Origin of the sequence: Helicobacter canis, from assembly GCF_900451095.1 — a bacterium.
In the GTDB taxonomy this organism is placed as follows: Bacteria; Campylobacterota; Campylobacteria; order Campylobacterales; family Helicobacteraceae; genus Helicobacter_B; species Helicobacter_B zhangjianzhongii.
The window spans coordinates 1,427,805-1,439,708 of record NZ_UGHV01000001.1; the positions used below are offsets into that span (position 1 = coordinate 1,427,805).

An 11,904-nucleotide genomic window follows, 5' to 3' on the forward strand; every position below is an offset into this window, starting at 1 on the left:
AAAAGCAATATGATATGTGAGATAAAGCGGCTTAGACTCTAGCTCTCCCCCCCCCCCCCTAAGAGCATTACAAGCCTATGCAATATCTTGCGCAGTGGCTTTAGCACGATGAAGATAGGGAAGCTGCTTAAGCCATTGTCCCGCCACGCGCGAGCGCATTCAAAATTGGCGCGCATAATATTGCTAAGATTTGCATTGGAGGTCCCGCCCACGCGCATTTTGACAAAGCATTCATCAATATATAGAGACTTTGCTTGATACTTTTGCAAAAATCGCAGCATAATCTCATAATCCGCTGCGATTGCATAGGAGAGATCAAAGCCCCCATAGCGCGTATAAAGAGCCTTTTTGGCATAGAAGCTTGGGTGAGGTGGGTGGAAGCCTAGTGCGAAATCTAGCTTTTTGAGATTTTTGCCATTAAGTGTGCGCAAAGGCTGCATAGAGTGGCTTATGTAAAGGATATTAGCATAGACAATATCAATAGAATCTGGCTTATCAAACCCCCACGCGATAAACTCTAGCACAAGCTTTGAGGCAAAAAAGTCATCAGCATTCAAAAAGCCCACAATCTCTCCGCGTGCTTTTTCTAAGCCTTTATTCATACCATCATAAATCCCTAAATCCCTTTGGCTAAAGACTTGTAGGCTCACACCTTTTGCGCGATATTGTGGGCGGTAGGATTCTATGATTGATAGCGTGGAGTCGCTGCTTTGATTATCGATGATGATATGCTCAAAGTCGGTATAGCTTTGTGCTAGGATAGATTCTAGCGTGCTAGAAATGGTGGTAGCGGAGTTGAAGGTGGTGGTGATGAGGGAGATTTTAGGCAGCTTTAAAAGCGATTCAGCTTTTGGGCTAGAATCGTGGATTTCATCGCCGCACTGCGTCAATAGACACTCGAGTCTTATCTCCTTGTGCGGCTTGAAAACAAGCGAAGCGGTGCAAGGCGAAGCCGAAGCAGGTTTCTTTAGTAAAAGCCCCGATTCTAGCTCCAAAATCTTAGAATCGCTGGGACTTTTACTAGAATCTAACCTTGCTTCCGCCTGCAGTGTTGTTAGATTTTTAGCGTTTTTGGCAAAACTCCTAGAATCCACTTTTTCATTGTCATTGCGAGACACTGCGCTAGCAGTGGCGTGGCAATCCACACTAGAATCCAACTCGCTGTCATTGCGAGCCGACTTGTCGGCGTGGCAATCCATAGATTTTGCGTTAGCAAAAAGGGCATTCCTAGAATCCACTTTTGAAAAAGTGGATTCTGGCTTATGGATCGCCACGCCGTGCTGGCACACGGCTCGCGATGACAGAAAAAAGGCGTTGTATAAAAAAATAGATTCTAGGCTAGAATCTATAAAAATATAGATTTTATAACCTAGCTCTGCCCCCCCCCTAAGAGATTTTCCCTACTTGCATAAAGGCTACAATAAAGCTCATAGATAGAATCTAGCATTTTTTCACTAGTAAAAAGCTGCAAAAATCTAGCCCTAGCATCGCGCGAAAATCGCTCATAGTCGCGCTCTATCTCTCTAATGGCTTGAGCTATGGCGGCTGGACTTTTAGGCGGGACTACAATGCCGCTGATATTATGGGCATTGACATAATCGCTCCCTGATGGGCTAAGCTTGGTGCTAATAATTGGCTTGCCAAAGCTCATCGCCTCTAGCAAAACAACCCCATAAGACTCTTGGATAGAAGGCAGCACGAAAATGTGGCATTGCTGATAGTGCTTTGCTAGCTTATCGCGCGTTATGCGCCCTAGCAATTTGACTTTATGGGAGAGCTTATGCTCATTGATAAGGGCTTCTAGCTTGGAGTGCAATGCGCCATCGCCCCCTATGTGGATTTCATACTCATCTGGTAAGTATTGCGCGCTTTGGACTAGATATATAAAGCCTTTGTTTTGCGCAAGTCTCCCAAGGGCAAAAATAATCTTTTTCTCCTCCTTTTTGCTTTGTGCTGGGCGTTGTGGCAGGGTGGATTCTAGGGAGCTAGGGGCTATATCATCTATGCCTATGGGGATACTTACACATTTATCGCAGTAGGGCTGTAAAAAGGCGGATTCTAGGGCGTATTTGGGGCTTGTGGCGATAATGCTATGCGCTCTTTGTAGTAGCCAGCTTTGTAGGGGGGCATAGAGCTTTAGCAGGTGCTTTTGCTTGATGATGTCGCTATGCCAGTGCAAGATGATGAGCTTGCCTTGTATGTCGCTTAGGAAAAGGGCTAGATTTGCCATAGGGTCTGGCAGGTGCAAGTGGATAATGTCATAGGCTTTTATAAGCTTTTGCAGTGTGAAAATCATCTGCGGTGTGATAGAAGTGGAGGCAAGCTTGCCAAAGCTTTTGGTGCGGTAGATTCTAGCCCTAGAGTCTAAAATCTCATAGCTAAAGCTATAAGAAGAGCTAGAGCATAGCACATCGCAGATTAGCCCTCTAGCATTTATCCCATCGCAAATATCTTGCATTACACTTTCAATCCCGCCAATGTCTGGGGGGTAGAATTTGCCGAGTTGGAGGATTTTAGGCAGCGGCATAGGCTGCCTTTAAAAGTAAAAGCGATTCAGCTTTTTTGGTGGATTCGGCTTTGCGCGATAAACCTTTGATTTCTGCGCCGCGCTGCGTCAATAGACACTCGAGTCTTATCTCCTTGCGCGGCTTGAAAAGCAAAGGTTTGCTAAAGAAACCTGCTGCGGCTTCGCCTTGCACCGCTTCGCTGGTTTTCTCATCGCAAATCCTAGAATCCTGTGCTGGCTCATTTAAATTTGCTTCGGTGCTAGAATCTAGCTTTGCTTCCGCCTGCGACTCGTTTAAACCTTGGGCGTTTTCCCTAGAATCCTCATTTTGAAAAACGGCGTTTTTATAGTCATTGCGAGACACTGCGCTAGCAGTGGCGTGGCAATCCACACTAGAATCCAACTCGCTGTCATTGCGAGACACTGCGCTAGCAGTGGCGTGGCAATCCATAAATTTTGCGTTAGCAAAAAGGGCATTCCTAGAATCCACTTTAGCAAACGAGGATTCTAGATTTTGACATACCTCATAGAAATAATATAAACAAACATACGAATATAAGTAAGGAAGCGATTCCAATACTGCAGAGACAAGGCGCAAGAGAGCAGATAAGGCGAGCGGAGAAAGCGCATATATGCCGGGATCTTGGGTGCTGGGATAAGCCCAGAATCCACAAGCGGTATAAGCGGAGCTAGTATAGACTCTAGCTCTGCCCCCCCCCTACGCGCTATTTTTACACTTTGCACACTGCTGGGGGTAGAAGCCCTAGGATCTAAAACGCGCGACTCTAGGATAATGAGCGCGGCGAGATCTTTGCTCATAATGCGCACGATTTGGGGCAAAAGGCTAGAATCTAGCTTTAGGCTATGTAGGGCATTAGCCACATAGCTAAAGCTCTCTATCCTGCGTGCTTTTTTGCTCGGGTTTTGCATACTTGAGTGTGTGTTTAAGCAGTAGAAATATAGGCGTTTGTCAATGCTTATATAGCTTGTCGCAAGGCTGGCAACAACTAGGAAAAAGAGCAGGTCATCTGCCACGATGGGCGTGAAGCTAGAATCTATGAAATGCGCACAAGCGTGGCGCAGCAAAGAAGCCTTGTAGCATTTATCCCATAGGGTAAATTTAGGAAACTGCCTTGAGTCTAGGAAAAAATTATAGGCGATTTGCTCATTGTGCAGGGGAGTCTTGCAAAAACGCGTAGGCAAAATATAGCGGAGATAATGTGTGAGCCTTGCTAGCAGCGGGGCTTTGGCGGTGGCTGTGTAGTGGGCTTTGAAGTGCAAGATAGAAGCATTATGCGCTGTGGCGTGGTGCAGTGTCTGGCACGCGTGCAAATGCAAGTAATCATCAGCATCAACGAGCAAGATATACTCCCCCCTTGCTTCTGCAATCCCAGCGATACGCGTGGCAAATGTGCCGAGATTTTTGGCATTGTGGATTATGCGGATTCTAGGGTCTTTTGTGGCGTAGCGTTGCGCGATTGTCATAGAGCTATCACTCCCACAATCATCAACGACTAAAATCTCAATATCGCTAAAAGTTTGATTGATACAAGACTCAAGGCACCGAGCAATGTAGGCTTCTACATTATAAGTAGGGATAATGATAGAGAATCTAGGAGTATGCGCCACTTGCTGCCTTTGATCTTGTTTGATTATGGGGATTGTGCGGTGCGGATTCTAGCGAGAAGTTGCTTAAAGTCTGTAGAATCTAGGGGAGAGTATGCGTGCAGCTAGGCAGCATAGTAGAATCTAGAAGCGATAAGATAGCATAGCACTTCCACCTAGGGCGTGCATACCGCCAAAAGCACGCGTGTAGAATAGCTCTAGCCCCATAGTGCTGCGCGTGAGCTGGTATTGGGCATTGATCCCTAGGGTGAAGCGGTCATTATAGGGCAGTGTGATAGCCACGCTTGAGCCATTTAGCGATATGGTGGATTCTTGCTTGCTATTGTAGAGATGTGGCTCATAATCAGCCCTAGCGGTGAGTATCCCCACCCCCCTAAAGGCAGAAAACGCCACGCCACCTTGCGCCCCAAAGCCGATATTGATCATATAATCCATATAGCCTTGCGGAGTGATCGCCCCAGATGTGGTGCGTGGGCTATGCTGTGTGAAGAGATATTGCCGCACGCTTGCATAGGGCTTTACAAAGACTGATCCCATAAAAACCCTATACCCAAGTGCCACTTCGCCCATAATGCGATGAGCTAAGAAGCTTGTGCGAGAATCTAGCCCCGCCATAGTGATAGAGCTTTGCGTCTCAAAGCTACCCAAAGAGCCTAGTAGCCCTAAATCTAGCTCCAAGCCTCTCCACGCGATCGTATCACTGAGTGAGAGCCCAAAGGCATAGGTGCTGGATTTTGTGCTTGTGTTTGTGAGATTTTGTCCTAGGGTGTTGTAGAGGAAGCTTCCGCTTAGGCGGAGATTATGCCCATAGATTTGTGTGTTAGCCCCAGCTTCTAGCCCCGCTAGCCCACCTGCTCCATACTTGCCAAATACTCCGCCACCAAGTGCGCGCATATCAAGTGCTACGCGCCTTTGTGGTGCGTAGGCATAGCTAGGTGTGGCAAGCAGGGCGTTTTGATAAGGGGCATAGGATCTTGGCATATTTTGTCTATTTCTAGAGTAGGCTAGGGTATTGTAGGCAAGGCGCACTTTTTCTTGCGAGGTATTAAGCTTGGCTAGGACTTGTGGGGGCAAGGGAGCTCCTACAAGGTGGGCGGTCTGCAAGGATTCTAGTGCGGCTAGCGGCGTGGCTTGATCTGTCGCTAGTGTGTCCTTGGTATCATTGATGAGTTGAGAGAGCTCACTGCGCCCGCCATAGGTATAGATACTGCCTTTGTGGTTTTGGTCAAACACTTGCTCTAGTGCGTGTAGGATCTGGCTATCATCTCCTAAGCTAGTGTAGAAATCTTGCAAGGCAGTGTCATTGTGCGTGATGGTAATGGCGGTGTTAGAATCCACTAGGGCGATTGTAAGGAAGTCGTGTGTGGCTTGTGTGAGAGATAGTGAGCCTTGATTAGTAAGTGTGCCTTGTATGAATGTATGCTTGCCTAGTGATAAGCCTTTAGAATCTACTAGGATTGCTCCTGTATTAGTAACATTGCCTTTGATTTGACCAAGCGTGCCATTATACGCGCCAAAAATTATCGTGCTGCCGCTTTTATTCTGCACGCCTTGTGCTTGCAGCACAGAGCCATAAAGCCCAATGCTAGAATCCTTAGGATTACGCAAATCGCCATCAATGGTAAGATCGCCGCCCTTCTGGGAGATGAGCTGCCCGCTAATTGTCATACTCCCGCCATAGAGGATAAGCTCGCCCCCACCGCCAAAGGCTGGGTCAAAGGAGTTTAGCCCACTGCCCCCACCGGTGCTATCTACGCCCTTGTTGGTCTGCCCGCCATTGTAGAAATCTCCTTGTAGCGTGATTGTGCCTTCGCGGCTTACAAATTGCGCGGTGGTGGTGTAGTCATTTGGCGTGAGTCCGCGTGTGTTGCCGACATTATAGACACTGCCCTTGAGAGTGAGTGTGCCGCCATTATTTTCTAGCCTATGCTGAAATCTAATCGCCTTATCCGCCTCAATGCTAAGATTCGCGCCATTTTCTATACGCACTTCGCCATCGTGGATAAAGAGCCGCAGCTGCGAGAAGCTAGCTTGGGCGTTTGGGGCTAAAAGCAGCTTGCTATGCTCGCCAAAGCGCACTTTGGATTCTCCGCCATATTCGCTTGCTTGGGGGTTGATTATGGATTTATCACTTAGGATCACAAACAAGCTTGAGCTAGAATCCACTTCTAGCACAGAGCCTTCAGCAAAGGCAAGTGTATGGTAGCCCATTAGCGCGACTTTGGCTTGTTTTAGGCTAATGCCAGCACTTTGGAAATGCGTGGTTTTGTCATTCGCGCTTAGGGTGTAGGTGGCGTTGCTCGCGCCCTGTATGCTAAAGGCTCTTGCGTGGAAGAATGTCTGCTCGCCATTGGCTTTTTGCGCTAGGGTAGAATCCTGCTTATTGACATTTGGTGCAAGCGTGATAAGTGGCGGCATAGCATAGCTAGCAATTGTATCAGCACACAAGCTTGCTAGAGACAAGCAAGTAGCAAGAAGTGCTTTCATCAACGCTTCTTATAGCTCTTTGACTTCTATGGCTAAATTTGCATTGATACCAAAGCCTAGGTGGATAATGACTGCAAATGCCCCTGTGTGTTTAATGGGTGTTGGTATATCGACCTCTTTTTTGTCGATGTGGAGATTGTGCTTCTCCTGCAAGGTGGTGGCGATTTCCTCTTTGGTGATAGAGCCAAAGAGCGTGCCGTTATTGCCCTTTTTCTCTAATACTAGCGTGATGGATTCTAGGCTTTTGGCAAGCTGCTTGCGCTTCTCTAGCTCTAGGGCTTCTAGCTCGGCTTGGTGCTTTTGCTGGGATCTGTATTTGTTGATGACTTCATTAGTGGCGTGCTTTGCTTTATTTTTAGCGATCAAAAAATTTTGCCCATAGCCATCTTTGACCTCGCGGATTTCACCCTTTTTGCCAAGACCTTTAATATCTTCTAGTAGCAACACTTTCATAACGCTTCCTTTGGGTATAATTTCGCGAAATTGTAGCACTTAGAAAATGATTACACAATAACGAGTAGTAAATGAAGTCTGTAAAAGTTGTGCAAAAATCGCTTGTGTTTGAAGGCTTGGGGATTATAGTGAGCCAAAAGCCTAGTAAATATATGCGCATAAATGTCCGCCCAAGCAGAGGATCTAGCCAGCCTATCATCAAGCTTACTTGTCCGCCAAATGCCACAGATGAGGCGATTATGGAGTTTTTACACACGCATAGGGCGTGGATTAGCAGGGTGTGCGATCGCTTTATGCAAACTAGAGAAAATACTTGGGAGGTTTTGCAAAGCCATAGCGATGAGGTGCTGCTCTTTGGGCAGTGGGTGAGCGCACTCTCACTTAAGGAGCTGCGATCGCGCTTGCACGAGTATGCGCTACAAAGGGCAAATATATTTGCAGGGAGTATGGGGGTGTGCTTTAGCAAGCTTGCAGTGCGCACATCTAGGACGCGCTTTGGGAGCTGCACGCACGATCGCCTAAGCTTGTCGATTTTGCTAGCCTTTGTGCCAAAAGAAGAGATAGATTATGTCATCATTCACGAGCTAGCCCATATCGTGCATAAAAACCATTCCGCGCAGTTTTGGGGGCTTGTGGGGGTGCATTGTCCGCAGTGGAAGTCCTTGCGCCAATCGCTTAAAAGTCGCTATGGGCTATTGATCGCGCTGCTTGATAAATTAGAGCAAGCAAGCCCCACGCAAGCTCCACAAGCTAGCCCACAAAGCCGCAATGCTGACATAGGCTCTCAACTGCTCTTTGAGTTTTAAAGCCATTTTTCATCGCCACTGCCCTAGGGGAGTGCAGGGCTTCTTGTAAGCTTGTAGTTGTGATATTGCCCAGATTGATCGCGCCTTGTGTGTCCATACAGCAAGGCACAATCGTGCCATCGCTTAGAATCCCTATTTGCTCTTTTAGCGCGTGGCAGGATTTGTGCTTTTGGGGCATTGTGGCAAAGCCTGCCCAAGTGAAATGCGGCTTTATGATGAGAAATGCCTTGCTCCATAGGCGTATGCGTCCTTTTTCATCAAAAAGGGTGTATATATCATTGCGCGATAGGGCGTGGCAAAATTTTTGGTGGTAGGCTTGGTGGTAGGTTTGGTGGTGGGCATTGTGCGTGAGGGTAAAAATGGATTCTGGTAGGATTTGGCGGAGCAGATCGCAGAGCATTTGTGGGCGTTGATAGAGGTTTATATCTTGGATTCTAAGATTTAGAAAACAGCTAGGGTGCTGTAAATGATAGGCTAGCAGGGGGGCGAGCTTTGTAGCATAATTGGCAATAGCATTGTCTATGCCCGCTTCTAGGGAGATAGAGAGCTGATAGATAGGGGGGCTTAGGAGTGTTTGGGGGCGGTGTTTATGGCAAAACGCTCCGCTTGTAACTAGCTCGATCTCCGCGCCTTTGCTATGGGCTAGGGCGAGATAGTCGGCTAGATTTGGCAGGGCGCAAGGATCGCCCAAAATATGCAGGGCAATGCGTTTGGTAAGCATAAGCGCGGAGTCTAGCGCGTGTGCGAAAGCTTCTAGGGGCATTATGCCGCGCACGCCCTTTGGTGCTGGGCAAAAGGAGCAAACAAGGTGGCAAATATCGCTAAGCTCGATATAGATCTTTTTCATCAAGTGTGATTAGTGGATATGCGGGAGGATCTCGCGCAAGTCTTTGTGGTCTATGATGATATTGGCGTGCTGCTTGAGTATGGGCTTGGCGCAAAAGGCGATAGCATAGCCCGCACGATCAAGCATAGCGCAGTCATTCGCGCCATCGCCTATGGCAAGTGTCTCTTGCTTGCTGATAGCAAGCAAGGATTGCAGGCGTGCTAGCATATCGCCCTTAGAGTCGCTAAACATCATATCTCCACCGACTTTACCACTAAGCACATCACCTCTTGCGTGCAAGATATTGCTAAAATCCGCGTGGAGTCCTAGCTCTTTGGCAAAATAGCGCGTAGCCAAGCTAAATCCACCGCTAAAGCACACGATCTTTGCTCCCATAGCCTTAAGCTCTGTTATACACTCTTTCGCGCCTTGCATAAGGGGGAGATTGTGGCAGATCTCTTGGGCTTTGCTAAGTGGCAAGCCCTCTAAAAGAGTCACGCGCTTTTGCAGAGCTTCAAAAAAGTCTAGCTCGCCGCTCATCGCCTTATGCGTGATCGCTGAGACTTGCTGGAGTGCGCCGCATTCTTGTGCTAGAAAATCGATCGTTTCGCCATCCATTAAGGTGGAGTCAAAGTCAAATACCGCGAGTTTTATCATTACTGTGCCTTTGGGGTGGGGTTGGGCTACATTATATCGCAATCTAGGCTTGTGGTGATTCTCTCCCTCGATTCAGTCTTGGGTGGGCAATGCGATTGATTTTACAAAGTTTTTTTAGAAAACAAGCGAAGCGAAGTTTCTTTAGAAAACAAGTAAAACGCTCGGCGCAAGCCGATGTTTCTTTAGAAAATGTGTAAAAAACTCCAAAAGCCCCACTGCAATCCTTAGAATCGTTTTCCCTAGAATCCACTTTTGGTAAAAACGCCCATTTTCCTGTCATTGCGAGGGAGTGTAACGACCGAAGCAATCCATAAACAAAAAACACGCAAACAACCACAACCTAGAATCCACTTTTAATAATCCCACTGCAAAACCGCAAAAAGTGGATTCTAGCTTTTTACCATTCTTGCTTAATCCCTAGAATCCACTTTTTTACAAACGCCATTTTTTCTTGTCGTATTGAGCCACAGGCGAAATATCCCTCGTCATTTGTGAGCTTAATCAACCATTGTCCTGTCATTGCGAGCGGTGCTTGCACCGCGTGGCAATCCATAAACAAGGCGTAGCCGTAGCTTCTTTAGTAATCCACAAAAGAAAAGTGGATTCTAATACCCATAATATTTTAATTTTTTATACATTTCACAGCCCTTTTGAGCACCCAAATCACAGGCTTTGCCAAAAAGCTCTTTTGCTTTTGCAAAATCCTGCCTTGCCCCACTTCCTGTTTCATACGACAAAGCAAGCCCAAAACACGCCAATCCACTATCAAGCCTACAACCCTTTTCTAAAAATTTTCTTGCTTCAGCATATTGTTGTTTCTTGTAAAACATAATAAATCCAAAACCACTACAACCCTCTCCATAATCTAAATCACAAGCCTTGCCATACAAATCAAAGGCTCTTTCACTATTTTCTACCCCACCTTCCCCTTCTTCATACATAATGGCAAGATTAAAACAAGCCGAAGCATTATCAAGCTCACAGCCTTTTGTATAGTAGTTTCTTGCTTTGACAAAATCCTTTGATACCCCAAGCCTACCAAAATAATAAAACTCACCTAATCTTAAACAGCCAGTCCCTTTCCCTACCCCACCATCACAAGCTTTAGTATAAAACTCAAGGGCTTTTGCGCCATCTTGCTTGACACCTAACCCTTTTTGATAAAGAACCCCTAAATTATAGCAAGCCTCCATTACACCCCCATCACAAGCCTTAGCATAAAATCTAAAAGCTTGTGAGTGGTTTTTTGCTTTCTTATACAAAAACCCAGACACTAGACAAGAAGGCATATCGCCCACATCACAGCCTTTTTGATACCATAGCATTGATTGCTTGACATCATTTTTTTTCTCATAATACTCTCCTGCAGCCCAGCAAGCATAGCCCACCTGCTTTTCACAAGCAGACTTAAGCCACTCTATATCCCCCTTTTCAGCAAGTGCCACACACATCTCGCCATCACCGCCTTGGCATTTGCTCCTTAGGGCTTGTAGCTCCTGTTCTCTCTGCCTTGCTTTAGCTTGCCGCTCTTTTTCTCTCTGTCTTGCTTGATTTTGCAGCTCCTTTTCTCTCTGCTTTGCCTTATTCTGCTGCTCTATCTCGCTCAAGACACTAGGATCTGCCACTTTAGAGATAATCTCCTCGTGATCCCATACCACCCTGCCTGTTTTTATATCGCTCAAAGTCAGCAAAAACACATAATCAAAGCGCACGACCTCGCCTATCTTTTTACTCCTTTGGGTGATTTTGCCACTTAAGGAGAGGTCTGGGGCTTGCAGCGTGTCTTGCTCGTGGGTGGTGTATTGGTTGTAGTTTGGGTCTTTTGTGAGCTTCCTAGAGTCTTTGATAAATCTATCAGCTTTCGCACCACTGCCAGCGATGGCATTTGTGAGCGTAAATTTACCGCTTTTTCTTAAAGCCCTAGCAAGCTTCCTAGCCATAAGCTCTATATCGATTGCCTCACTTGTCTCATTGGTAATATCTGCGATCGCTAGCAGTCTTTTACCCTGAAGTGTGCGGGCATACTGCGAGTCAAGGAGTGAGGTGGCATTGCTCTCTATCACTTTATCTATATCGTGTATATCAATCCCAAAGGAGACATACGCGCTAGAATCCTCCACATAGCTCGCGTTTTTCACCCCTGCCAAGCCACACACCACACACGCACAAAGCCCTAGCCCAATCCCTAGAATCCACTTTTTCATCTTAGCCCCTTGCGTTTATGTAGCCTCTAGCCTACTTTCTCATCGCAAATCCTAGAATCCTTTGCTAGCTTTTTTAGAATTTTTACTTAATCCTAGAATCCACTTTTTTATCGTCATTGTGAGTGGTGCTTGGCAATCCATACTAGAATCCACTTTTGCAAAATTGGATTCTATCCTTTGTGCGTTTTTTCTGCTTGAGATTCTAAGATTGTGTTATGGATCGCCACGCCGACTTCATCGGCTCGCGATGACAGAGTTTTTTCAAAGTGGATTCTAAGTTTTGGGCTTTCCCTAGAATCCACTTTTTACACTTTTGGCGTTTAATCCTAGAATCCACTT

The 11,904-nt window shown here is 46.5% G+C and carries 12 protein-coding genes; 1 reads left to right on the forward strand and 11 read right to left on the reverse strand.

The window, feature by feature from the left end; translation table 11 throughout:
• Nucleotides 1-38: 38 nt before the first annotated feature.
• From DX060_RS06735 to rplI, 6 genes are all read right to left on the reverse strand, one after another.
• Nucleotides 39-1,289: a glycosyltransferase family 2 protein gene (locus DX060_RS06735; RefSeq protein ID WP_115011740.1), complete on the reverse strand. Its 1,251-nt coding sequence runs from the start codon at nt 1,287-1,289 to the stop codon at nt 39-41.
• 80 nt (nt 1,290-1,369) lie between these two features.
• Nucleotides 1,370-2,527, reverse strand: coding sequence for a glycosyltransferase (locus tag DX060_RS06740; RefSeq protein WP_115011741.1), 1,158 nt, complete (start codon nt 2,525-2,527; stop codon nt 1,370-1,372).
• Nucleotides 2,514-2,996 (reverse strand): hypothetical protein, encoded by a 483-nt coding sequence (locus tag DX060_RS11365; protein WP_181814224.1) that lies wholly within the window; start codon nt 2,994-2,996, stop codon nt 2,514-2,516. The genes DX060_RS06740 and DX060_RS11365 overlap by 14 nt, the downstream gene beginning before the upstream one ends.
• 17 nt (nt 2,997-3,013) lie before the next feature.
• Nucleotides 3,014-4,135, reverse strand: a complete 1,122-nt coding sequence (locus DX060_RS12350; protein WP_115011742.1) for a glycosyltransferase family 2 protein — start codon at nt 4,133-4,135, stop codon at nt 3,014-3,016.
• Nucleotides 4,136-4,255: 120 nt separating this feature from the next.
• Entirely contained in the window at nt 4,256-6,619 is a 2,364-nt protein-coding gene (locus DX060_RS06750) for a hypothetical protein (protein WP_115011743.1), read from the reverse strand.
• 9 nt (nt 6,620-6,628) lie between these two features.
• Nucleotides 6,629-7,072, reverse strand: a complete 444-nt coding sequence (gene rplI / locus DX060_RS06755) for a 50S ribosomal protein L9 (RefSeq protein ID WP_115011744.1) — start codon at nt 7,070-7,072, stop codon at nt 6,629-6,631.
• 71 nt (nt 7,073-7,143) lie between these two features.
• On the opposite strand from rplI, the gene DX060_RS06760 reads away from it, so the two are divergent.
• Nucleotides 7,144-7,878, forward strand: coding sequence for a M48 family metallopeptidase (locus DX060_RS06760; protein ID WP_115011745.1), 735 nt, complete (start codon nt 7,144-7,146; stop codon nt 7,876-7,878).
• On the opposite strand, the gene DX060_RS06765 is transcribed toward DX060_RS06760, so the two are convergent.
• The 5 genes from DX060_RS06765 to DX060_RS12020 form a co-directional block, all read right to left on the reverse strand.
• Nucleotides 7,823-8,725, reverse strand: a complete 903-nt coding sequence (locus DX060_RS06765) for a radical SAM/SPASM domain-containing protein (RefSeq protein ID WP_115011746.1) — start codon at nt 8,723-8,725, stop codon at nt 7,823-7,825. The two genes, DX060_RS06760 and DX060_RS06765, sit on opposite strands and share 56 nt — an antisense overlap.
• 9 nt (nt 8,726-8,734) lie before the next feature.
• Nucleotides 8,735-9,361 (reverse strand): phosphoserine phosphatase SerB, encoded by a 627-nt coding sequence (gene serB / locus DX060_RS06770; RefSeq protein WP_115011747.1) that lies wholly within the window; start codon nt 9,359-9,361, stop codon nt 8,735-8,737.
• A 397-nt stretch (nt 9,362-9,758) separates the two neighbouring features.
• A complete protein-coding gene (locus DX060_RS11370) occupies nt 9,759-9,914 on the reverse strand; it encodes a hypothetical protein (protein WP_181814225.1) in 156 nt (51 codons plus the stop codon).
• 52 nt (nt 9,915-9,966) lie between these two features.
• Complete coding sequence (locus DX060_RS06775) at nt 9,967-11,565, reverse strand: SEL1-like repeat protein (protein ID WP_115011748.1); 1,599 nt, start codon at nt 11,563-11,565, stop codon at nt 9,967-9,969.
• Between the two features lie 170 nt (nt 11,566-11,735).
• The gene (locus DX060_RS12020) at nt 11,736-11,867 is read right to left on the reverse strand and encodes a hypothetical protein (protein WP_258552228.1); all 132 of its coding nucleotides are present in this window, start codon (nt 11,865-11,867) and stop codon (nt 11,736-11,738) included.
• Nucleotides 11,868-11,904 lie beyond the last annotated feature (37 nt).

Bases quoted from the DNA above. Each gene is read 5' to 3' on its own strand.
- DX060_RS06740 (WP_115011741.1), bottom strand. From the start codon at position 2,527: ATGCCGCTGCCTAAAATCCTCCAACTCGGCAAATTCTACCCCCCAGAC.
- DX060_RS06750 (WP_115011743.1), bottom strand. From the start codon at position 6,619: ATGAAAGCACTTCTTGCTACTTGCTTGTCTCTAGCAAGCTTGTGTGCT.
- rplI (WP_115011744.1), bottom strand. From the start codon at position 7,072: ATGAAAGTGTTGCTACTAGAAGATATTAAAGGTCTTGGCAAAAAGGGT.
- DX060_RS06760 (WP_115011745.1), top strand. From the start codon at position 7,144: ATGAAGTCTGTAAAAGTTGTGCAAAAATCGCTTGTGTTTGAAGGCTTG.
- DX060_RS06765 (WP_115011746.1), bottom strand. From the start codon at position 8,725: ATGAAAAAGATCTATATCGAGCTTAGCGATATTTGCCACCTTGTTTGC.
- serB (WP_115011747.1), bottom strand. From the start codon at position 9,361: ATGATAAAACTCGCGGTATTTGACTTTGACTCCACCTTAATGGATGGC.
- DX060_RS11370 (WP_181814225.1), bottom strand. From the start codon at position 9,914: ATGGATTGCCACGCGGTGCAAGCACCGCTCGCAATGACAGGACAATGG.
- DX060_RS06775 (WP_115011748.1), bottom strand. From the start codon at position 11,565: ATGAAAAAGTGGATTCTAGGGATTGGGCTAGGGCTTTGTGCGTGTGTG.